Origin of the sequence: Sulfitobacter marinus (assembly GCF_900116285.1) — a bacterium.
Lineage (GTDB): Bacteria > Pseudomonadota > Alphaproteobacteria > Rhodobacterales > Rhodobacteraceae > Sulfitobacter > Sulfitobacter marinus.
In genome coordinates this window covers 136,219-158,956 of the sequence record NZ_FPAJ01000003.1, presented here as the reverse complement: position 1 = coordinate 158,956, position 22,738 = coordinate 136,219, and the positions used below count along the sequence as shown (strand labels likewise).

General features: G+C 57.6%; 21 protein-coding genes. 9 read left to right on the top strand and 12 right to left on the bottom strand.

What is annotated here, in order from left to right; translation table 11 throughout:
- Position 1: 1 nt before the first annotated feature.
- Entirely contained in the window at positions 2 to 487 is a 486-nt protein-coding gene (locus tag BM347_RS09640) for a GNAT family N-acetyltransferase (protein WP_093916263.1), read from the bottom strand.
- Positions 484 to 1,080, bottom strand: coding sequence for an HD domain-containing protein (locus BM347_RS09635; RefSeq protein WP_093916262.1), 597 nt, complete (start codon positions 1,078 to 1,080; stop codon positions 484 to 486). Before BM347_RS09635 ends, BM347_RS09640 begins: the two co-directional genes overlap by 4 nt.
- 186 nt (positions 1,081 to 1,266) lie before the next feature.
- Here BM347_RS09635 and ahcY point away from each other — a divergent pair, with 186 nt between their 5' ends.
- Positions 1,267 to 2,655, top strand: a complete 1,389-nt coding sequence (gene ahcY, locus BM347_RS09630; protein ID WP_093916261.1) for an adenosylhomocysteinase — start codon at positions 1,267 to 1,269, stop codon at positions 2,653 to 2,655.
- Positions 2,656 to 2,819: 164 nt separating this feature from the next.
- Positions 2,820 to 3,980 carry a pyridoxal phosphate-dependent aminotransferase gene (locus tag BM347_RS09625; RefSeq protein WP_093916260.1) on the top strand — a complete coding sequence of 387 codons (1,161 nt, stop codon included), beginning with the start codon at positions 2,820 to 2,822 and terminating at the stop codon, positions 3,978 to 3,980.
- On the opposite strand, the gene BM347_RS09620 is transcribed toward BM347_RS09625, so the two are convergent.
- Positions 3,977 to 5,092 carry an aminotransferase class V-fold PLP-dependent enzyme gene (locus BM347_RS09620; RefSeq protein WP_093916259.1) on the bottom strand — a complete coding sequence of 372 codons (1,116 nt, stop codon included), beginning with the start codon at positions 5,090 to 5,092 and terminating at the stop codon, positions 3,977 to 3,979. The genes BM347_RS09625 and BM347_RS09620 overlap by 4 nt on opposite strands.
- A 114-nt stretch (positions 5,093 to 5,206) precedes the next feature.
- Here BM347_RS09620 and BM347_RS09615 point away from each other — a divergent pair, with 114 nt between their 5' ends.
- Genes BM347_RS09615 through BM347_RS09600 form a run of 4 tightly spaced genes read left to right on the top strand, consistent with a single transcriptional unit; the run spans position 5,207 to position 10,221 of the window.
- Positions 5,207 to 6,004: a cyclase family protein gene (locus BM347_RS09615; RefSeq protein WP_425442457.1), complete on the top strand. Its 798-nt coding sequence runs from the start codon at positions 5,207 to 5,209 to the stop codon at positions 6,002 to 6,004.
- 56 nt (positions 6,005 to 6,060) lie between these two features.
- Positions 6,061 to 6,543, top strand: coding sequence for a MarR family winged helix-turn-helix transcriptional regulator (locus tag BM347_RS09610; protein ID WP_093916258.1), 483 nt, complete (start codon positions 6,061 to 6,063; stop codon positions 6,541 to 6,543).
- A 10-nt stretch (positions 6,544 to 6,553) separates the two neighbouring features.
- On the top strand, positions 6,554 to 8,692 hold the full coding sequence (locus BM347_RS09605) for a thiamine pyrophosphate-dependent enzyme (RefSeq protein WP_093916257.1): 2,139 nt from the start codon (positions 6,554 to 6,556) through the stop codon (positions 8,690 to 8,692).
- Complete coding sequence (locus BM347_RS09600; RefSeq protein WP_093916256.1) at positions 8,689 to 10,221, top strand: indolepyruvate oxidoreductase subunit beta family protein; 1,533 nt, start codon at positions 8,689 to 8,691, stop codon at positions 10,219 to 10,221. The genes BM347_RS09605 and BM347_RS09600 overlap by 4 nt, the downstream gene beginning before the upstream one ends.
- On the opposite strand, the gene BM347_RS09595 is transcribed toward BM347_RS09600, so the two are convergent.
- The 6 genes from BM347_RS09595 to xylF all read right to left on the bottom strand — a co-directional run bounded on the left by BM347_RS09595 (position 10,195) and on the right by xylF (position 16,900).
- Positions 10,195 to 10,887, bottom strand: coding sequence for a DUF1045 domain-containing protein (locus BM347_RS09595; protein ID WP_093916255.1), 693 nt, complete (start codon positions 10,885 to 10,887; stop codon positions 10,195 to 10,197). The two genes, BM347_RS09600 and BM347_RS09595, sit on opposite strands and share 27 nt — an antisense overlap.
- A 30-nt stretch (positions 10,888 to 10,917) precedes the next feature.
- Positions 10,918 to 12,216 carry a xylose isomerase gene (gene xylA / locus BM347_RS09590; RefSeq protein WP_093916254.1) on the bottom strand — a complete coding sequence of 433 codons (1,299 nt, stop codon included), beginning with the start codon at positions 12,214 to 12,216 and terminating at the stop codon, positions 10,918 to 10,920.
- Between the two features lie 22 nt (positions 12,217 to 12,238).
- Positions 12,239 to 13,672, bottom strand: a complete 1,434-nt coding sequence (gene xylB / locus BM347_RS09585) for a xylulokinase (RefSeq protein ID WP_093916253.1) — start codon at positions 13,670 to 13,672, stop codon at positions 12,239 to 12,241.
- Positions 13,673 to 13,694: 22 nt separating this feature from the next.
- Complete coding sequence (locus tag BM347_RS09580; protein ID WP_175498544.1) at positions 13,695 to 14,441, bottom strand: ATP-binding cassette domain-containing protein; 747 nt, start codon at positions 14,439 to 14,441, stop codon at positions 13,695 to 13,697.
- Positions 14,438 to 15,751, bottom strand: a complete 1,314-nt coding sequence (locus tag BM347_RS09575) for a sugar ABC transporter permease (RefSeq protein ID WP_093916252.1) — start codon at positions 15,749 to 15,751, stop codon at positions 14,438 to 14,440. Before BM347_RS09575 ends, BM347_RS09580 begins: the two co-directional genes overlap by 4 nt.
- A gap of 126 nt (positions 15,752 to 15,877) precedes the next feature.
- A complete protein-coding gene (gene xylF, locus BM347_RS09570) occupies positions 15,878 to 16,900 on the bottom strand; it encodes a D-xylose ABC transporter substrate-binding protein (RefSeq protein ID WP_093916251.1) in 1,023 nt (340 codons plus the stop codon).
- A 280-nt stretch (positions 16,901 to 17,180) separates the two neighbouring features.
- On the opposite strand from xylF, the gene BM347_RS09565 reads away from it, so the two are divergent.
- Together BM347_RS09565 and BM347_RS09560 are read left to right on the top strand one after the other, a co-directional pair.
- On the top strand, positions 17,181 to 18,380 hold the full coding sequence (locus BM347_RS09565; RefSeq protein ID WP_093916250.1) for an ROK family protein: 1,200 nt from the start codon (positions 17,181 to 17,183) through the stop codon (positions 18,378 to 18,380).
- Entirely contained in the window at positions 18,377 to 19,891 is a 1,515-nt protein-coding gene (locus BM347_RS09560; protein WP_093916249.1) for a CRTAC1 family protein, read from the top strand. The genes BM347_RS09565 and BM347_RS09560 overlap by 4 nt, the downstream gene beginning before the upstream one ends.
- Here the strand turns inward: BM347_RS09560 and BM347_RS09555 are convergent.
- Entirely contained in the window at positions 19,888 to 21,240 is a 1,353-nt protein-coding gene (locus tag BM347_RS09555) for a cytochrome-c peroxidase (protein WP_093916599.1), read from the bottom strand. The genes BM347_RS09560 and BM347_RS09555 overlap by 4 nt on opposite strands.
- Positions 21,241 to 21,452: 212 nt before the next feature.
- Between BM347_RS09555 and BM347_RS09550 the strand changes: the two genes are divergently transcribed.
- Positions 21,453 to 21,794, top strand: a complete 342-nt coding sequence (locus tag BM347_RS09550) for a DUF2853 family protein (protein ID WP_093916248.1) — start codon at positions 21,453 to 21,455, stop codon at positions 21,792 to 21,794.
- A gap of 251 nt (positions 21,795 to 22,045) precedes the next feature.
- Here the strand turns inward: BM347_RS09550 and BM347_RS09545 are convergent, their stop codons facing one another.
- Both BM347_RS09545 and BM347_RS09540 read right to left on the bottom strand, forming a co-directional pair.
- Positions 22,046 to 22,465, bottom strand: a complete 420-nt coding sequence (locus tag BM347_RS09545) for an EVE domain-containing protein (RefSeq protein ID WP_093916598.1) — start codon at positions 22,463 to 22,465, stop codon at positions 22,046 to 22,048.
- Complete coding sequence (locus BM347_RS09540; protein ID WP_093916247.1) at positions 22,465 to 22,737, bottom strand: YciI family protein; 273 nt, start codon at positions 22,735 to 22,737, stop codon at positions 22,465 to 22,467. Before BM347_RS09540 ends, BM347_RS09545 begins: the two co-directional genes overlap by 1 nt.
- Position 22,738 lies beyond the last annotated feature (1 nt).

The following is a 22,738-nucleotide window of genomic DNA, read 5'->3' as shown; positions in this document are numbered from 1 at the left end:
GTTAAATGTCGTAGCGCTTGCTGATCTTGTCCACGACCAAGCCTGAGGCAAGCGTGACCCCTTCGTCATAATGCCAATCACGAAACCCGCGGCTTTGGTAATATGTCAGCCCGCCCGTGTTATCTGCGCGGATGGTTGCGTTGATCCAGACATATCCCAGCTGCTTTGCCGCGTCAGATGTGGCGTTAAACAGCCTTGACCCGATGCCAAGCCCCGTCCGCCCGACCTGCACAAATGTCGCGATATCGCAGGCCTCGGCAGGTAATTCGGTATGGGGACTGATCCATTGAAACCCGACGACCTTTTCATCGCTATCCAAGGCAACATGCCACGCGCTTTGATCCGGGTTTGATGCCATCCGCTCTTTTAGATCATCGCCGGTGACTGGCCGGGTCATCGCCGTGGTGCCGCCAATTTCGATAATTTCATTTAGCAGTTGCGCCATACTTGCGGCGTCCAGTGCGCTGGCGCGTCTTACATTGATCATAACATCTCCGATAGCAGGGCCGTGTGACGGACGGTGAAATCATTGCGGGTTTCAACCGGCGGGCGCAGCACGATTGCCAGGTCTTGGGTAATGCTGGTATCGGGCTTGCCGAAAAACCGTGTGGCTTCGGCCTCCGCAAATCCCGCGATTTGGGTCGCCTCCATCCAGGCGCTGATCCTGTCGGCCTTTTTGATCTGCTGCTTGACCGTTTTGGGGATCGCCGCAGGCAGGCCAAACCGTATGTGAATTGCTGCCGTTAACCTTTCGTCCAACGCGCCATAGCCAGGTCCAACCGCGGCTTTGACCGGTGAAATCATATCACCGATCACATATTCCGGCGCGTCGTGCAAAAGCGCGGCCAGTTTCCATTTCGCAGGGGCCTTGGGGTTTAACCGCGCAAACAACGTTTCAACCAACAGGGAATGTTCTGCAACGGAATAGGCGTAATCGCCGTGGGTCTGGCCATTCCAACGCGCCACAAAGGCCAGCCCATGCGCGATATCTTCGATCTCAATATCGACCGGGGTGGGGTCCAGCAGGTCCAGCCTGCGACCCGAAAGCATGCGTTGCCACGCGCGGGGCTGCTGCGCCATATCTGTTCTCCGTTTCTGTGTGCCGCATTGTTCTTCCCACGAAGCCCGCGATCATGGAACCGTAAATCCACGCGGCATCGATGCAAACTAGCGCTGGTACGCCAGCTTTCCCATCAATCGTTGAGGTTCCTGCCGTTAAGTGCTACGCGCGTTGCGAATATCCGATCTTTTGAAAAGGGATGCCAAATGGCCAACGATTATATCGTTAAAGACATTAGCCTTGCCGCGTATGGCCGCAAGGAACTTGATATCGCCGAAACTGAAATGCCGGGCCTGATGGCGCTGCGTGCTGAATATGGTGAAAGCAAACCGCTGGCCGGTTCGCGCATCGTCGGGTCGTTGCACATGACGATCCAGACCGCCGTTTTGATTGAAACTCTGGTCGCTCTGGGTGCCGATGTGCGCTGGGCGTCCTGCAACATCTTTTCGACCCAGGATCACGCTGCGGCTGCAATCGCCGAGAGCGGTACACCCGTTTTCGCGATCAAAGGCCAATCGCTGGAAGAGCATTGGGATTACCTTGATAAATCCTTTATGTTCCCTGAAGGCCCGAACCTGATCCTCGACGATGGCGGCGACGCGACGCTCTATATTCTGTTGGGTGCCCGCGCCGAAGCAGGCGAAGACGTGATCGCCGTGCCGACATCCGAAGAAGAAGTCGCGATCAAGGCGCAGATCAAAAAACGCATGGAAGCCACCCCCGGTTGGTTCACCAAGATGCGCGACCAGATCAAAGGCGTGTCCGAGGAAACAACAACCGGCGTTCACCGCCTGTACGATCTGGTGAAACAAGGCCAACTGCCCTTCCCAGCGATCAATGTAAACGACAGCGTGACCAAGTCGAAATTCGACAACAAATACGGCTGCAAGGAATCGCTGGTCGACGGCATTCGCCGCGCCACAGACACCATGATGGCCGGTAAGGTCGCTGTGGTTTGCGGCTATGGTGATGTTGGCAAAGGGTCGGCGGCGTCGCTGGCTGGCGCTGGCGCACGGGTCAAAGTCACCGAAGCCGACCCCATTTGCGCGCTGCAGGCCGCGATGGACGGTTTCGAGGTTGTGCTGTTGGAAGACGTGTTGGCCACCGCTGACATCTTTATCACCACCACTGGCAACAAAGACGTGATCCGGATCGAGCATATGCGCGAGATGAAGGACATGGCGATCGTTGGCAACATCGGTCACTTTGATAACGAAATTCAGGTCGCCGCGCTGAAGAACCACAAATGGACCAACATCAAAGAACAGGTCGACATGATCGAGATGCCTTCGGGCAACCGTTTGATCTTGCTCTCCGAGGGCCGTTTGCTGAACCTTGGTAACGCCACCGGTCATCCGTCCTTCGTGATGTCCGCGTCCTTTACCAATCAGGTTTTGGCGCAGATCGAATTGTGGGAAAACAATGGTCAGTACAAAAACGACGTGTACATCCTGCCCAAGCATCTGGACGAGAAAGTCGCCCGCCTGCATCTGGACCGCATCGGCGTGAAGCTGACACAGCTCAGCAGCGAACAAGCGGCCTATATCGGCGTTAAGCCCGAAGGCCCGTTCAAGCCGGAACACTACCGCTACTAAATGCGGGCCAACCGCCCAAGATTACGCCGCTCCGACATTTGTCGGGGCGGCGTTTTTCGTTCTGGCGTGCTGCAATCCCCCGCGTCCTTTAAGCTTGGCTTTTGATTACAGACCGCGTTATCAAAATAGGTGCAAACGCATGTATATCATGCAAGGAGAGCCAGATGCCCATTCGCCCCGCCCGCCGGATCACCGACACCAGCCCGAAAAACTTTGGGATGTTCGCCAAAGCGGTGGGGATGTCGGGGGATTTGATCCATCTGGAACTGGGCATGCCCGCCGAAGATACCCCCCAGCATATCAAGGACGCGACGATTGCTTCGCTGCAAGCCGGGGACGTGCATTATTCCGATCTGCAAGGGCTGCCCGAACTGCGCAGCGCGCTGGCGGAAAAGCTGCGGAACCAGAACAAATTGGACGTCGCAGCCGACAATGTGTTGATCACCAACGGTTTGACCCAAGGGTCCTTTGCCGCGTTCATGGCGTTTCTGGATGACGGCGACGAGGCACTTTTGCTGGCACCCTACTACCCGCAGCATATCGGCAAGGCCGAACTGGCCGGGGCCAAAGTTACCATCGCCCCTTTGGATGCAAGAAACGGGTTTTCGATCAATCGCGCCTTGATAGAGCCGCATATCACCCCGTCGACCCGTGTGATCGCCTTGATCAATCCGTGTAATCCAACGGGCCGTGTCTATACCCGCGCAGAGCTGCAAATCATCGCCGATCTTGCACAGGAACACGATCTTTTGGTAATCTCGGACGAGGTTTATGAAGAGATCATCTATGGCGAAACGCATATCTCGATCGCGTCCTTGCCGGGTATGAAGGAACGCACGATTTCGATGTTCGCCTTTACCAAAGCCTATGCCATGGACGGCTGGCGGCTGGGCTATGTGGTGGCAGACGCGGCTTTGATGGGTCCGTTAATGAAAATCACCACGAACGAGGTCACCCATGTGAACACGTTTATCCAGCACGGCGCGCTTGCTGCTGTCACGGGGGACGCGTCTGTTCTGGCGGGCATGGTCGCGCGGGATCGCGCCCGACGTGATCTGGTGGTTGGACGCTTGAACCAGATGCCCGGCGTCACCTGTGCGCCCGTCGAAGGCACGATTTATGCCTTTCCCAACATCGCCGCGACGGGCCTAAGCGCGCAGACCTGTGCGGACCGTTTGCTGGAGGAAACCGGCGTTGTTGTCGAGGCAGGCAGCTTTTACGGGGACGCGGGCGAGGGGCATTTGCGCGTGTGCTTTGGCTGCGCGGAAATCGACGTGCTGACCGATGCGATGGACAGGATGCAGCGGTTCTTTAACGCACTTTAGATCACCGCATTCAGCGCATGAAACAGGCCCTCAACATGGGTCACTGACGTAATCGCACCCGGCGACAGACGCAGAATTTGGCCGCGACAATCGACGTGGATATTCTGCGCGCGCAACGTCCCAACCAGGGCCTGCGCGTCAATTTTTTGCGGCAGTTGCACCATAACAGACCCGCCGCGCTGACCCTCATCCCGAGGGGTGGCAAGGGTGAGACTGACATCATCCGCGGCCTTGATAATCAGATCGGTCAGCGCGCGGTTATGGACCAACAGATCAGTCTGCCCCGCATGCCACCGCAGCGCCGGAATAGACCCTAAACAGGCCAAAACCGATGGTGTGCCATGATCAAACCGCCGTGCATCGGGGGCGTAGTCAAAACCGTTCAAATCCCACGAAAACGGGTTATCCTGCGAAAACCAGCCGCGCAGCTCGGGTGTAGTCTGTTCGATCAGATCACTACGCATCTGGATGATGCCCGCGCCCGAAGTGCCACACAGCCATTTTAAACTGCTCGAGACGACGAAATCTGCGGCATAATCGTTGAGCGAAAACGGGATGATCCCGATCCCTTGGGTCAAATCCACCCCGATCAGCGAACCCACCTGTCGCCCATGGGCGATCAGACGCTTCAGATCACAGCGGTGCGAACTGGTCGAGGTTACAAAGGTCAGCAAAGCCAGACCAACATCCGCACCCCAAGCATCTAGCAAATCATCATCCGTCACCCAAAATGCGCCGTCGCGTATCGGCACGGTGTGCAGGGTGAAACCCATGCGATCCGCCAGCCCGTTCAGCAAAAAATGCAGCGAGGGAAAGCAATCTGCCCCGATCAACACCCGCTTGCCGCGCAACTGGCCGGCGGGCAGGCCGCCAAGGATCGAAAATAGCGCCGTGGTGACATTTTCGGCGCTGGTCAGGGTATCGTCGGGGGCGTCTATCAGATCGCGCCATAGGGTCAGGAACTCTTGTCTTTTGGTTAAAACAGATGGCCATTGGCTGTCATCTGGCGTGCCCCAGACATCTGAAAACCCGGCCAAAGCGGTGGCCATATCATGTGATTTACCGGGGTATTGCCCGATGGAATGATAAAGAAAATAACCGCGGTCAGGCATAAGACCCTCTGTTTATTGGGTAAAATCATTAGCACGCTAATTTTATTGCAAATGCATATAACGCTACGTAGCATCCTTTATCAACAACAGTGCAACAGCATAACCACGGGAGATATGATGATGAGCGGCGCAGAAACTCTGACGAACCTTGCAATGATGTTGGCCAGCGGCGGTGTCGAGGTGATCGACTGTTCCAGCAGTCTTGGCCCCGATACGCCGCTTTTACAGCTGCCTGAAGACTTCGCCAAGAACACGCCCAAGATCGAAATTCACAAGATCAGCGAATACGACAGCGACGGCCCGTTTTTCGCGTGGAACTGGCTGAAGCTGGGCGAGCATTCCGGCACACATTTCGACGCGCCGCACCATTGGATTACTGGCAAGGATTACGAGGACGGCTATACCGATACACTGGATGTGCAACGCTTGGTCGCCCCCGTTAATGTCATCGATTGCGCCGCCCAATCGGCCGAGAATGAGGATTTCCTGCTGACCGCCGATGGTGTGAAAGCATGGGAAGCTGAATATGGGGCGATCGGCAAAGGCGAATGGGTCGTGATGCGCACCGATTGGGACAAGCGGGTGCACGACGCCGAAAAGTTTCTGAACGCCGATGATACTGGCCCGCACAGCCCCGGCCCGACGCCTGATTGCATTGAGTATCTGTTGTCAAAGGGGATTGTCGGATGGGGCACGCAATGTATCGGTACCGATGCGGGGCAGGCGGGCGGGATGGAACCACCATACCCTGCGCATAACTTGCTACACCGCGATAATTGCTTTGGCCTCGCCTCGCTTGCCAATCTTGACAAGCTGCCCGCCAAAGGGGCCGTTCTGATCGCCGCCCCGCTCAAGATCGAACATGGCACAGGTAGCCCGATCCGGGCGCTCGCGCTTGTTCCAAAAGGTTAACATATACATCACCTTCGGCCCGGCCCTCTGGCCGGAGCGCGGGAAAGGGCCCTTGAATGGACACCAAAGACAGACCTGCAAAACACACTGATCCAACCTTGGCCGAGATCGGTCTGGATCAGTTTGCACCCTATCTGATGAACCGGATCATGGGCCGCTACAATGCGGCCATGCAGGAAGAAATGGCCAAGCTTGGCCTGACCACCCCGCAGATGCGGTCGCTTGCGGTGCTGTCCGTGCATGACGGCATTTTGATCCGTGAGCTTGCGGTATTTGCGGTTGTGCAGCAATCAACCCTTAGCCGGGGCTTGGATTCATTGGCGCAAAACGGGTTGGTACGGCGCCAGCCCGATCCTGATGACAGCAGGGCCACCCGAATTTTCCTGACCGACGATGGTCGCGCAGCATTCGAGCGGCTTTGGCCGCATATGTCCGACGCCTATCAGGCGATGTTCGCGGGTGTTGGCGCGGCAGAAAAACGCGCCTTTGTGAGCACGTTGCAAAAGATGCTTAAAAACATCCGTAAACACGACTTTTGAAAGGGCCCAGATGGCTGAACGCTCCTTCAAAAATGAGGTAGAACATCTGCGCAAAGGCGACGGTGACGTTTTTACCGGCGAAGGTATATTGGCGCTGACCAAGGCGCTGCTTGAGAACGGTGTGGGCTATGTTGGCGGCTATCAGGGCGCGCCGATCAGCCATTTGATGGATGTGCTCTCAGATGCGCAGGATGTGCTTGAGGAACTTGGCGTCCGGTTCGAGGCAAACGCAAGCGAGGCGGCAGCCGCTGCGATGCTGGCAGCCTCTGTCCATTATCCGATCCGCGGTGCGGTCACGTTCAAGGGGCCGGTCGGCGTTAATGTCGCTGCTGATGCTTTGGCCAATCTCAGCTCCTCGGGCGTGACGGGTGGCGCGCTGGTGATTGTGGGCGAGGATTACGGCGAAGGATCGTCGATCATGCAAGAGCGGTCCCACGCCTTTGCGATGAAATCGCAGTTCTGGATGCTGGACCCGCGCCCGAATTTACCTAGTATTACCAAGGCTGTAAAAGACGGATTCGAACTGTCCGAGGCCAGCAATACCCCGGTGATGTTGATGGTTCGGATCAGATCGTGCCACGTGACAGGCAGCTTTGACACCCGCGATAACGTCCCGCCGCCGCTGACCGTGCGTGACGCGTTATCGACGCCGCGCAGTGATTTTGCACGGGTTGTCCTGCCACCGATGAGCTATCTGCACGAGCAGGATAAGGTTCAAAACCGCTGGCCTGCGGCTGAAAAATTCATTGTTGAAAACAAGTTGAACGACGTGTTCGACCCCGAGCGTGCCCCATTGGGCATTGTGGTTCAGGGGGGCATGTACAACGGCATCATGCGCGCATTACAGCGGCTTGGGCTGGCGGATATCTATGGCAACAGCGACGTGCCGCTTTATGTTTTGAACGTCACCTATCCGCTGGTCAAAGACGAATTTGACCGGTTTTGCCAGGGCAAGGAACACGTGCTGGTCGTCGAGGAAGGGCAGCCCGACTTTATCGAACAGCAGCTTGGCAGTTTTCTGTATAAATCGCGCAGTTCGGTCGAATTGCACGGCAAGGATATGTTACCAATGGCGGGTGAATACACCGGGCAGGTCATGCTGGACGGGGTAACGGCATTTCTGAAAACCGCCGCGCCAGAGATGCTGCCCGGCACTGTTCGGGCACCCAATGCCGAGGCACCACAGATACCGGATCTATCGAAAACCGTCCCGATCCGTCCGCCGGGGTTTTGCACGGGCTGCCCCGAACGCCCGATCTTTGCGGCGATGAAGCTGACCGAGCAGGAGCTGGGTAAACACCAGATCAGCGGCGATATCGGGTGCCATCTGTTCGCGGCGCTGCCCCCGTTCGAGATTGGTGGCGCGACCATGGGGTACGGCCTTGGCCCTGCCTCGAACGCGGCATTCGATGGGGGCGGTGAACGGCGCGCGATTTCGATCCTTGGGGATGGTGGATTTTGGCACAACGGGCTTAGTTCTTCGATCGGGAACATGGTTTTCAACAAATCCGATACGGTCGCGGTGATCGTCGACAATTACTATTCCGCCGCCACAGGCGGACAGGATGTGCTGTCGAGCCGCGCCAAAAATGAAACTAAATCGACGAACAACCCGATTTCAGCTGCGCTAAAGGGGGTCGGTGTGGAATGGGTGCGCCAGATCGACCGCACCTATGATGTTGGCAAAATGCGCGAGGTTCTGCACGAAGCGTTAACCACTGATTATGACGGGCCAAAGGTCATCGTCGCATCGTCGGAATGTATGCTTAACAAGCAACGTCGCGAGAAACCGTTGCGCTCTCGGGCGATCAGCGAGGGCCGCCGCGTTGATATCCCGCGTTTCGGCGTAGATCCTGATGTGTGTACCGGCGATCACGCCTGTATTCGGCTGTCTGGTTGCCCCTCACTGTCGCTGAAAAAGCTTGATGACCCGCTGCGCGATGACCCGGTCGCGCATATTGACCAAACCTGTGTCGGTTGTGGTAATTGCGGCGAGGTGGCCGAGAGCGCAATTCTATGTCCGTCTTTCTATCAGGCTGATGTTGTGCATAATCCAACCAGATTTGAATCATGGCGTAGCCAGCAGCGCGGCAAAGTGATGGGCTGGCTACAATCCAGACGTGACGCGAAACGGTTGATGATGCAATGAACAAGCAATTTACAGAACATTCCAATAATCCGGGTGCTGCCCAGATCATCAAGCTGGCTGTTATGGCTGTGGGCGGACAGGGCGGCGGGGTTCTGACCGGCTGGATCGAAGCCATGGCGCATGCGCAGGGCTATGTCGTGCAGGCTACCAGCGTTGCCGGCGTGGCGCAGCGCACCGGGGCCACGATCTATTACCTTGAAATGGCACCGAAGACTGATCAGCAGCCGATTTTCGCGCTCGCGCCTTCGGCTGGTGATGTCGATATCCTGATCGCGGCCGAGATGATGGAGGTCGGGCGCGCCGTTATGCGCGGCTTTGTCACACCGGATCGGACAGTACTGATCGGCTCCAGTCACCGCGCCTTGGCTGTGTCGGAAAAGATGGCTCCGGGGGATGGGATCGCTGACGCAGAGGAGGTCCGCGCAGCCGCTGAAATCGCCGCGCAGAGACTGGTCCTGGCGGATATGGAGCAGTTGGCCGTCGAGCAGAGGTCCGTCATTTCTGCCAGCCTGTTCGGCGCGCTTGCTGCGACGGGGGCTTTGCCCTTTCCCCGTGCCGCGTTCGAGGACGCAATCCGCGAAGGGGGCCGGGGCATCGACGCCAGCTTGCGCGCCTTTAATGCGGGGTTTGATGCGGCCCTGAGCGACGATACCGACAGGGACGAAAAGACAGAGCAGCCGCCCGAAATTACCGGCCCCGCGCGCTTGCTGCGCGCCTATCAGAAGGTGGCTGATCGTATCAGCGCCATGCCGCCCCCTGTGCAGCAGATGGCCTCGGCTGGTCTGCTCAAACTCGTGGATTTCCAAGGGTACGCTTACGGGGCGGTCTATCTGGACCGGCTAGACAGAATTATTGTTCGTGATAGCGCAGAGCACGATTGGCAGCTTAGCATTGCAGCGGCTAAATATATAGCAAACGCAATGGCTTATGATGACATCATTCGCGTCGCTGATATCAAAACCCGCCGCCGAAGGTTCAGCCGGATTCGTGGGGAAATGGGGGCAGAGCCGGACCAGGTCATGCAGTTGACCGAATATTTCCATCCAAGGGCTGAGGAAATCGCCGGGCTGCTGCCCGCAAAACTGGGCGCGTGGGTGGAGCGGCGACCAAAGCTGATGGCGCGGCTGGGCCGGTGGTTTGGCAAGGGGCGGCGATTGCGTACTGACAGTTTGCCAGCCTTTGCGATGTTGTACGTTTTGGGTGGCTTGCGATCCTACCGTCTGAAAACCCGCCGTCACACGGTCGAGGTCGCACATCTTGAGGCTTGGTTAGATCGCAGCCTTGCCCCGCTCGAAGAGGATTACGCGCTATCCGTCGAGATGCTGCGCTGCCGACGGCTGATAAAAGGGTATTCCGATACCCATGCACGGGGGCTGACCAAATTTGACAGCGTGATGAACGGTGCGCAGATGGTAAGGGGGCGCAAAGATGCGGCAGAATGGGTCGCCCGCCTGCGCGAAGCGGCGTTGCAAGACCCCGAAGGCAAGGCGCTTTTCGGCGCGTTAGAGACTATTCGCAGCTTTACCTAACGCGCATCGCGCAATCTGGTGAAACCTGCCATCCATGTCTTCGCCGCATAGGCTCAGGCTATCGATATCAAACGGTGCGGGGATCGTAGGCATCAGATAGGTCTCGATCGCGTGACGCACTCGCATCATTTCCGCGTCGGGTACAGGCCCGGTCAGGGTGATGTGAAAACGAAAGAACTTTTCTACATGAGGATACCCCCATTTCCGCAGGAGCTGGCGTTGCTGATCCGACATATTGGCCCGGTTTTTGCGGTCGAACTCCGCCTGCCCAAGCGGCGCGCGGAAACGATCAAGCGATTGCATGGCGTCGGATGCCAATCCGTTCAGCAATGACATATCACCAACAGGCGTTAGCGCCAAAAAACGACCGATTTGCGTCAGGTCCAATCCGTCCAGCGCGACCGGGGGGTGGCCCGCACAAAATGCGCTTAGCGCATCGGTCAAATCCTGCTCGGTCACGCCATCGGCAGGGGTAAACGGCGCTTTGATCGTCGCATGCAGCCCATATTTACGCGGCCGTTCGGTAATGGCCGCGACATTGACACCGTCGATATCGGGATGCGCAACGTTGCACCCCCGCGCCAGATCCCACCCCAGCCAGGACGCCCCCAACTGGGCGAAACCACCGGACGGGGGCGTGAAATATATGGCGTAGCGCTTGAACATGGGGTCAATTACTCCGCCATTGGCGAGAGGTCAAAGATATCTGTTTGCCAGATTCTCCAACGCTTCTTGACGGCCAGATGCAGGCTGCGGGTTCAGCGCGTCTGCCTTGACCTGCGCGTTGATCGTCTCGAGATCACTGTTAAGCAACCCCTGACCGCGCGCCGATCCCCATCCTGCGTAACGGGCCTCGCGGGCGTCCTCCAGCTTGCCATCTTCCAACATTGCGGCAGCTGCCTTTAGCCCGCGGGCGCAAACATCCATCGCGCCGACATGGGCAAGGATCAGATCCTGCGCGTCCAGCGATTGCCGGCGCAGTTTGGCGTCGAAATTCGTGCCACCTGTGGTGAAACCGCCTGCTTTCAGTACTTCGTAATAGGCAAGTGCGACTTCGGGCACGGAGTTGGGGAACTGGTCAGTGTCCCAGCCCGATTGATAGTCATTTCGGTTCATGTCGATCGACCCGAAAATCCCAAGCGCGGAGGCAAGCGCCAGCTCGTGTTCAAACGAATGCCCGGCCAGGATCGCGTGCCCTTGCTCGATGTTAACCTTCACCTCGTTCTCAAGCCCGAAATCCTTGAGGAAACCATAGACGGTCGCGACGTCGTAATCATACTGATGTTTGGTGGGTTCCTGCGGTTTAGGCTCTATCAGGATGCTGCCTTTGAACCCGATTTTATGTGCATATTCGACCGCCATTTGCAGGAACCTGCCTGCCTGCTGGCGTTCGCGTTTCATGTCGGTGTTCAGCAGCGTTTCATAGCCTTCGCGCCCACCCCAAAGCACATAGTTTTCACCACCCAGCTTGTGCGTGACATCAATGCATTCTTTGACGGTCGCAGCGCTATAGGCAAACACATCCGGGTCGGGGTTGGTCGCGGCGCCCGACATGTAGCGACGGTTCGAAAACAGATTCGCGGTGCCCCACAGCAGCTTGGTGCCGGTCTGCTCCATCTTTTCGCCGAAATAATCGGTGATCTCGTGCAGGCGCGCAGTGCTTTCGGCGAATGTATCACCCTCGGGGCGCACATCGGCGTCGTGGAAACAGAAATACGGCTGGCCAAGGATTTTGAACATATCAAAGGCTGTGTCGGCTTTGATCTTGGCGTGGTCCATCGTGTCGCCGAACCAAGGACGCTCGAAGGTTTGACCGCCAAACGGGTCGCCGCCCTCCCAGGCAAAGCTGTGCCAATAGGCCACGGCAAAGCGCAGATGCTCGGCCATGGTTTTGCCCATCAGCATCTCGTCCGGGTTATAGCTGCGATAGGTGAAATCATGGGTCGCGTCGGGGTCATAGGTGATCGCCGGGATGCCGTCGAAAAAATCAGTCATGGGAGGGGTCCTTATCTCTAGTTCAGCGCAAAGATTTGATTGCGCGGTATGTCTCGGAATAGCGGGCGTGGGCCTCTGCAAAGGCGGGAACCAGCTTTGAATCAGGCTCTATTACGCCAGAAATCGGGGGGGCGACGGCAGTTTCAGCCCCTGCGCCAGTCGCTGCCATGCGGCCCAAACGTGCGGCACCAAGCGCTGCACCAAAGTCGCCAGCCGCAGGCAGCTGAATGGGCATATTTAGGGATGTTGCGATGGCCTGAAGCCAATAACCGGACTTTGATCCGCCGCCGACAGCGATCAGGCTGTCGATTTTGGTGCCGGTCGTCGTCATTGCGTCAAAACTGTCGCGCAGGGCGTGGGTGACGCCCTCAAGCACGGCGCGAACCATCGCATTGCGGTCGGTCGCGTGGCCAAGATGCAGGAAACCAGCACGGATTTGCGCATCGTTATGTGGGGTACGTTCACCGCCCAGATAGGGCATGAAAATTGTCCGGCCGGGGGCCTGCAACGGCCCCAGATCACCGGTCAGGCTTTGCGCATCTTCTTGCAACACACCTGCCAGCCAATTCAGCGCGTCGGTCGCAGACAGGATCACCCCCATCTGATGCCAAAGCCCGGGTAAGGCGTGGCAAAAACTGTGCAAAGCGCTTTCGGGGGCGGCAGCATAGCTGGGCGTGGCGGCAAACAACACACCAGAGGTGCCCAGTGACACAAACGCCTGACCCGGTTTCACGACGCCCATCCCGATGGCCGAAGCAGCATTATCGCCACCACCACCGGCGACAGGAATGCCCGCCGGCAGCCCAAGCTTGGCGGCAATTGATCCGCTCAGGGCACCAGAAACCTCGGACCCTTCGACAAGCCGGGGCATTTGCGCCCGCGACAGGCCGGATAGCGCCAGCAATTCATCGGACCAATCGCGCGCGCCGGTATCCAGCCAGCTGGTGCCCGCAGCGTCGGACATTTCAGATACGGCTTCACCCGTCAGCCAAAGTCGCAAGGCGTCTTTGGGCAGTAAAACCTTGTCGATTTTGGCAAATACATCGGGTTCGTGCCGCCGGACCCATTCGACCTTGGGTGCGGTAAAACCGGGGAACACAATGTTGCCAGTTACCTGCCGCCAGATCGGATCGGCGTCGAATTCAGCCGCCTCAACAGCCGCACGGGTGTCGTTCCATAACATGCAGGGGCGCAAGGCCGCGCCGTTTGCATCAATCAGTGTCGCGCCATGCATGTGACCGCTTAGCCCGATGCCCTGAACGCCGCTTAGATCAACGCCAAGGCCGGCAATTGCAGTTGCGCAGGCGGTGAACCAATCATCGGGGTTTTGCTCGCTCCACCCGTCATGGGCGCGCGATACTTGCAAGGGGGCGCTGGCCTCAGCGATGATGTTCTCATCGGCGTCGACCAGCAGGGCTTTCAAGCCTGAGGTACCCAGATCAAGACCCAAAAACATGCGTTTTTCCCTTTGTCAGAGCCTAAGCAACGTCGCGCGCTTTGCCCATGATGATCATGCTCAGGATGTCATCCTCGGTCACGTCGCCGACTTTTTCGGTGCCGATCAACGTGCCGTTTTTCATCACTGACACACGGTCGCACAGGTCCAGCATTTCGCGAGTGTCGTGGCTGATCAGGAAAATACCCAAACCTTGGGCCTTTAGTTCTTTGATCAGGTCCGCGACCATCTTGCTTTCATGCACACCTAGGGCGGCTGTGGGTTCGTCCATGATCAGGATTTTCGCATTGAAATACACCGCGCGGGCAATCGCCACCGATTGCCGCTGCCCCCCGGAAAGCGCTGAAACAGGCTCGTTTATCTTTTTGAAGTTGGGGTTCAGACGCGCCATGATCTTGCGGGTCTCGGCCTCCATCTGGGCATCGTCGACCAAGCCAATACTGTTGGTTAGCTCACGGCCCAGAAACAGGTTGCTTGCCGCATCCAGATTGTCGGCCAGCGCCAGCGTTTGATAGATCGTTTCAATATTGTGACGGCGGGCGTCGCGGGGGGAATGAATGCTGGCCTTCTTACCATCAATCCAGATCTCGCCCTCGTCCATCTGATAGGCACCCGCAAGGATCTTGATCAGCGTTGATTTGCCTGCGCCGTTATGGCCCAGCAGGCCGACAACTTCGCCCGGATAAAGATCAAGCGATACGTTATCGACGGCGCGCACACCGCCAAAGGACAGCGAGATGTTTTTGAGCTCTACTAAAGGTGTCATCATTTCCCTCCCGTGCGGCGGCGATAGACAATGTCGATCCAGACGGCGAGGACAAGAACAGACCCCACAACGATGTTTTGCAGCGGCGCGTCGACCCCGACCATCGCCATTCCGGATTGCAGCGACTGCATGATCAGCGCGCCTAGGATTGCACCGTGAATGGTGCCGATCCCGCCAGCAAGGGCGGTGCCGCCAATGACAGCAGCGGCGATGACGCGCAGTTCATCCAGCGTGCCAATGTCGTTGGAATGGTTGGTGAGGCGGGCCGATGCGACAACCGCAGACAGCGCTACCAATGCGCCCATCAGGGCAAATACCTTGACCGTCAGCAGCCGCGTGTTGATGCCGGACAGCTCTGCCGCATCAGGGTTGCCGCCGGTCGCAAAGATATAGCGCCCCAGCCGTGTGCGTTTGGCCATTACGGTCATGGCGATTGCAATCGCGATCAACATCAAGACGGAATAGGGAATGCCATATGCGGCGGTATAGCCGTCTGGCATCGCCTCGCCGCGCGCCTTGAATTCGCGGAGCAGGCGGGCGGTCGGCACCTCATAAGCGTTCAGGATAGCGACAAAGCCAAGGATACCCGCGGCGATGATCAACCCGACAACCGCTTCGGCCCAGACGGGTTTGACGGGAAAGCCATGCCCGATCTTGTTGCGCCGCGAAGACCATAGCGCCCAAAGCGCCATCGCCACAGCGATTAGCCCGACAACCCAAGACCATGTTTCACCCAGCGTCCCGTTGATACCGCCGAATTTGCGGAATGTTTCATCAAGCGGGCCAATGGTTTGACCGTCTGTCATGTACCACGCCACGTTGCGCCAGATCAAAAGACCGCCCAGCGTCACGATAAAGGCGGGGATGGTCAGATACCCAACCAGCCAACCCTGCAACGCGCCGATCACGGTGCCGATCAGCAACCCGATCGCAATCGTAATCCAAGGGATCAACGGATGCCCAAGGCCAAGCCCCAGCATCTTGGGCAGAATGTCAGTTTGCGTCATGGCCATTGCGGCAGAGCACGTCGCCAGCATGGCACCCACAGACAGATCGATGTGGCGGGTGACGATCACAAACACCATGCCCGTGGCCATAATGGCGACACTGACGGTTTGGATGGTCAGGTTAAAAATATTGCGCGGCGTCAGAAAACGGCCATCGGTCAGGACGTTGAACACCAGACACACCAGCACAAAGGCACCGATCATGCCTAACAGACGCGTGTCGATTTCAAGTTGCGTTAGAAACGAACGTTTTGGGGCAGTCGGTGACGGATGCGTATCTGTCCCGGATGTTGATGTGTCTGTCATGTCATTGGGTTCCGGATTGGGCCGCGGTGTCTTTCAGCGGTGGGGCTATTGGTCAGGCAAAGGGCCCGCGCTTGAAAGGAAAATGGGGGGTGCATCCCGACCAGTGCCGGGATGCTGTTGTTGTGATTATTCGCAGGCTGCGACGTCTGTAACACCTTGGCAAAGGGCCTCTTTGGTGATCCAGCCGGCGTCTAGCACAGCGTCTAGGTTGTCGATGGTAACCGGCACAGGTGCCAGGAACTTGGCCGACAATGTTGTGCCGCCGGGCGATGTCCATTCGGACGCGCCGTCGATGGCACCCATTTCCGTACCACCAGCAAGGGCAACTGCGATTTCAGCAGCGTTTTTACCCAGATCGCGGGCGTCTTTCCAAACGCTAACGGTCTGTGTGCCCTTGGCAACGCGGTTCAGCGCAGCATGGTCGCCGTCTTGGCCAGATACAGGCGTGCCTTCCATACCTTGAGCTGTCAGGGCGGCAACAACGCCGCCGGCTGTACCGTCGTTGGATGCAACAACTGCATCAACTTTGTTGTCTTGCGCGGTCAGGATCTGTTCCATGTTGCGCTGCGCGTTGGCAGGCAACCAGCCATCTGTATACGCTTCGGCAACGATGATGATGTCGCCCGCGTCAATCGCGGCTTGCAGCACTTCTTGTTGACCGCCACGCAGGAAGTCGGCGTTTGGATCGGTGGGCGACCCTTTGATCATGACGTAGTTGCCTTTGGGCATGGCTTCGTAAACAGCGCGGGCCTGCATGCGGCCAACTTCGACGTTGTCGAATGTCAGGTAAAACGCACGAGGGTCTTCGATCAGGCGGTCATAACCGACAACCGGAATACCTTCGTCAGCAGCGGCTGTGATGGCCGGGCCGATCGCTTGGCTGTCTTGGGCCAGAATGATCAGGGCATCAACACCTTGGGCGATCAGGCTTTCCACGTCCGACAATTGCTTGGCCGAGGACGACTGCGCGTCAGAGCTGACGTATTTGGCACCGGCGGCATCCAAAGCAGCTTTGATCGCTGCTTCATCAGTCTTCCAGCGTTCTTCTTGGAAATTTGACCAGCTTACGCCGACGGTAATGTCTTGCGCGGTGGCGGCATGGGTGAATCCGGCAGTGGCGACAGCCGCTGCCATAAAGAGTTTACGCATTTCTTTCCTCCCAGATGAAATGATTCCGATGTCCTAAGCGGCATCGATTTTTTCCGTGCACTGAGGTTGCGCGTTTTAATTCAGTTGTCAAAATAAATTTTCAAAAAATGGACAAATAATTTGACAGAGATCGGCAAAATGAGGCCTATTTCCGGGGATCTAGGGAGAAGTGATTAGATCGAGAGATATCACGGGAGGATAAAGTTTGGCCAGCAAACTAATTCGGCAAGGCACTCTTGAAGGTAGCGAAACAGCGGTTTCTGGCTGCGGACCGCGGCTTATGCTATCGCAAGACGACACACGCCCGCTGCGCCAACAGGTGTTTGAACAGGTACGCGCCGCTGGCCATATGCCCCGAATGGATGTTGCCCGCACCCTTGATATCAGCCCCGGTTCCGTTACCACCATCACGTCAGACCTGATCACGCGCGGCCTGCTGCAAGAGGTCGAGGACAACCAGCGCGGACCCAGCCGAGGCCGCCCGCCGATTGCATTGCGCGTGGCACCACGTAGTCGTTTTGTGATCGGCATGAAGCTGTCAGACGAACGTCACACTGCGATCCTGTTGGACCTTGCAGGGACCGTCATCGCCGAAGCGCATCTGGCCAGTGGTGCCTTGCGCCAGACCACGACAGAGGTTCTGGCCGAAGTGTCGACCCTGATCCGCAAGCTGTTGCAGAAAGCCGGTCAAACCCATGATTCCATTAGCGCCATCGGCATCGGATTGCCGGGCATTGTGGATGCACAAACCGGTATTGTGCAATGGTCGCCTGTCTTGACCGACACCAACATACCCCTGCGTGAAATGCTGGTTCAGGAACTTGATCTGCCAGTTTCATTGGACAATGATACCAACCTTCTGACGCTGGCGGAATTATGGTTCGGGGCCGGGCGGGGCACGTCGAATTTCGTTGTGGTGACCATCGAACGTGGCGTTGGCATGGGGCTTGTGCTGAACAACCGCTTGTTCCGTGGCGCGCTGGGCCCGGGGATGGAGCTGGGCCACACCAAGGTGCAGCTTGATGGCGCGCTGTGTCGCTGTGGCCAGCGTGGCTGTCTTGAGGCTTATGTCGCCGATTACGCCTTGGTTCGCGAGGCCGGGACCGCCTTGGATAGCGATCCCAGAGCCAGTAATTCGGCCATGACCATGATCGAAACCCTGTATGAAGAGGCGAACGCCGGGAACGAGGCCGCGCTGGCGATCTTTAGACGGGCGGGGCGGTTTCTAAGCGTTGGCTTGGCAAATATCGTGCAGCTGTTCGACCCCGAGCGGATCATACTAAGCGGCGAGCGTATGCGCTATGACTATCTGACCACCGATGAGGTGCTGGCCGAAATGAACAGCATGACCCTGCCTGCGGGGCGTGCGCCTACCCCGGTAGACATCAACGCATGGAGCGGCTCTGTCTGGGCAAAAGGTGCGGGGGCGCTGGCCCTGTCCGAGGTCACGGATGCTTTGCTGGGTGAAACTGCGGCATGATCCGCTTGCTGCCTTTGGTCTGCGTCATGGCGGCTGGACCTGTGCAGGCAAACCCGGTTTTTCAAGACATCACGCACAGGCTGCCAGAGCACCAATATACTGGCGGCTGGGAACATTTCGTGGGCGGCGGTGTGTCGGTCTTTGACTGCTCAAACGACGGGTTGCCCGACATCGTGGCAGCTGGCGGCACGTCGCCGATGATCTTGCTCAAAAACGTCTCTAACGAAGGGGAAATTGCATTCGATACGGTATCTGCCTTGGACGATATGACCGGCGTGACCGGGGCCTATCCGGTGGATATCGATGGTGATGCAGTTCTGGATTTATACGTGATGCGCGTCGGGCCCGACCGTGTGTTGCGCGGGGGGCCTGATTGCGGATTTACCGATGTGACGGACCTCTGGGCCATCCCCCAGATCGATCAATGGACAACCGCCTTTACCGCGTGGTGGGACGCGGGTGCAAAATTTCCTACGCTCGCCGTTGGGCACTATGTGGATCGCGCAGATCCAGAAGGCCCGTTTGGCACCTGCGATACCCACACCATTCTGACACCATCCGCAGGAAACGCGCCACGTTACACCGCGATGACGCTGGAGCCGGGGTACTGCACCTTGTCTATGTTGGCCGCCGAAGATGCCCGTGGAGTAATGTCGCTGCGTATCTCTAACGACAGGCATTACTATCTGACCGGCGGGGCAGAGCAGCTGTGGGACATTCACGAACGCCGCTTTCTGGGCCTTGATGACGGATTTCCGGCGGTGTCTTTATGGGGCATGGGGATCGCCAGCCGTGATCTGACAGGCGATGACCGGGACGAGCTGATGTTGACGTCGATGGGGGATCAATTGATGCAGATCGCGCAGTCCGATGGCAGCTATGTCAACGCGCCCTATGACATTGGCACCTACGCGCATAATCCATATCTCAAGGGGGACGGGCGGCCATCGACCGGCTGGCATGCCACTTTTGGCGACGTGAATAACGATGCCCTACCAGATCTTTTTATCGCCAAGGGCAATGTGGATCAGATGCCGGGTATGGCCATGCGCGACCCGAATAACCTGCTGATCCAAGGGCCTGATGGCAAGTTTACCGAAGCGGGGGAAAGCGCAGGCATTGCCGATGTCGCGCGGTCACGGGGGGCGGGACTGGCAGATTTCGACGGGGATGGTCTGCTTGATCTGATTGTGGTGAACCGCCGTGCGCCAATGCGGCTGTATCAAAACGCCACCCAAGGGGCGGGCAATGCCGTGTCTGTGCAGGTCTACGGGGCAGGCGGAAACCGTTTTGCCATCGGGGCGCGGGTCAGCATACGCGCGGGCGATATGCGGCAAAACCAACAAGTAACCATCGGCGGCGGACATGCCGGTGCTGTTGTCGCACCGTTGCATTTCGGTATAGGGCCCGCGCATCAGGCGCAGGTGACAGTCCGTTGGCCGGACGGATCACAAAGCGACGGATTTACCGTGAACGCGGGCGACACCCTGACCATCCGCCAAGCGGACTAATCCGCGACGCCACCGACCGTCAGACCGCTTGGCACGGCGTCTGGAATGCCCATGCGCCCGTCTAGCGCCGTGTCGTCGTCCAAGGTTTTCAGGAACGCCACCAAGGCCGCGATGTCTGATGGGTTGAGGATAACAGGCGCACGAACCAGCGCCGCCTGAATAATGCGATCGCGCGCGGTTGGATCGTCCATCTCGCGCCAGTCATCGAACTCAATCGGGGGAAGTTGCACGGTCTTACGGGCGTTTGATTCAGCGCTAAACCGATCTGCAGCGGCGCGCGGATCTAGATGATCACCGATGAATTCATCAATCTTGCTATGGGCACCGGCATGGCCCCAAGGCCCGGTTTGCATGACATTGCGCAAAGAGGGCGTGCGAAATGCAAAGGTATCCGCCGGATCACCGGTGACCCTGTTCCGGCCCAGATCATGGACATGGGTTTCGAACGCTGCCGCTTTGCCCGGGCCAAGCTGGGGCGCACCCATGGGGTGAAACTTGTGATCTGTCTGAAAAGGCCCGGCATGGCAGTTGCTGCACCCTGCGTCGCCATAAAACAGGGTCATTCCGCGGGCTGCGTCCACCGGATAGGCCGTTTCGTGATCTCTTAGATAGGCATCAAATACGGATGTGTCCGACCGCCATTCATGCGCAACAAACACAGAAATCGCGTTCGAGATATCGGTAAAGGCGATCTGATCCGGGCTGTCGATATGGTCATACACGGCCAGAAACCGCTGCGCATAGTCGGGAAGGGCGGCAACCCTGCGCGCCAAAATATCCCATGCGCCGCCTTGGCCTGTGATCAGCCCCTGCCGCACGGCCTTGGACACGTCATTCTCAAGCTCTTGGCCGGCCATTTCATCTGGGCTGAGCACGGGAAACATGGTCTGCGCAGACAAAAGCGAGGCAAAGCCATCAAGCATGTCATCGTCCAGCGGCGTGCGAAAGCCAGAGCGTGTGGTGTCGTCGACCTCGATCCGGCCATCGTGAAACATGACGGTGAATTCGGACGCGCCAAGGTTAAACAGCGCGGGCGAGTTGCGGGGGATTCGATCAGGCGGCATGTTGTCTGGATCACCGCGCCGCGCAGGCCCCAGCCCGATGCCGCCTTCGCCGATGCCCAGTGCAACGCCGTCGCTGGTGGCAAACTTGGGGTGGTGGCAGGTCGCGCAGGCGATGTTCTTGTTTCCTGACAGAATAGGATCGTAAAACAGCAATTGGCCCAGCAATGCTTCGTCCATGTTCACGGGGGCATAGGCCGATGCACGGACCGGTTCAGGCAAGGGGCCAGCAATGGCACCAAGGGTGCTCGCGACAACGATGAAAGCGGAGAAACGAAGCAAGATCATCTGGCCAGCATCGCGCAGTTTCGGTCGCGCAACAAGGTCGTCCGACCCCTGTTTAGCGGCCACATTTCACCGCCTGAACAAATAATTATTAAAAATTGGTTAACATCGTCCCTAGGCAGTGGAACATAAATTTCTTTTGCCAAAGCGAAATTGTTAATAGGGTTCAGCGCGAGGCCGCAATGAACGGTCAAGGATAAGCATGGAGCTAAGTAATGGGTAAGAGAGACGAATGGATCGCGAAATACGCGGATGATCTGACAAATAAATGTGGCATGACGCCTGATATGCCGTTGCTAACCAAGGTGACGATTGGTTGCGGGCCAGCGATTTACAACGCGGACGCACAGACCGTCGCAGCGGGCCAGGAAAGCGAACTTGAGCTGGTTAAAAAGAACTTCCTGATGAAAAAGCTGGGCATGGCCGATGGCCCCGAGCTGATGGATGCGATCCATAAAGTTGTCGAAATTTACGGCAAATCCGAGCGCAACAAATACCGCGCCGTGATCTATTACATGCTGACCAAACACTTTGGCAAAGAGGCTGTGTACGGCTAAGCTGCGCGCCCTTTCAAAGTGAACCCGAGACAGAAGCGCCCGATTGGTTAATTGGGCGTTTCTTTATTATATCCCCTTTGAAGCTCTAGATTCTTGCACAGAATCGGCCGGGGTAGTACCACATCCAAGTCGGTCAGGATGGCCAGAACATATTTCGATACATGCGAGGTGGCCTTTCGGGGAACGCGTGGGGTGAGAAAGGGTTCTGGCGCTGCGCCGGAACCCTTTTTACATTTCAGACACCCACTACCCTAGGCTTCGGTATCGCCCATCGCGCAAATCTGTTGCCACTGCTGGTCTGTGACGGGCTGCACCGACAATCGCGGGCTTTTGACCAAGGGCATGTCGTCAAACCTGCCATCTGCCTTGATCTGGTCCAGCGTCACGGGGTTTTTAAAGGGTCGCACCGCTTTGATATCGACACAGGTCCAACGCGCATCATCGGTTGAACTGTCCTGATGGGCCTCGGCGCAGACCTCGACAATGCCGACAATGGCGCGCTCACCTTGCGAATGATAAAAAAACCCACGGTCGCCGATCGCCATGTCGCGCATGAAATTGCGCGCCTGATAGTTGCGCACGCCATCCCATTCCTCGCCCGCATCCCCTTTGGCAACCTGATCATCCCAGCCCCATGTCGAGGGTTCGGATTTGAACAACCAATACGCCATCAGCCGATGACCCTGTTCCACGCGACCAGTTGCACATCCGCAAACAGCCCTGCCTTGGCGTAAGGGTCATTATCCGCCCAGCTTTGCGCGGCGGTCATATCGGCGACATCCAAAATCACCAGCGATCCGCACATTTGACCGTCGTCGTCCAACAAAGGGCCTGCCTGCGCAACGCAACCGGTTGATTTTAGGTAATCGACATGGGCCGGGCGGTTTTCCTGACGCACAGGCAATGCGCCGGGTTTGTCATGGGCAAATAGGGCAACGAGCATA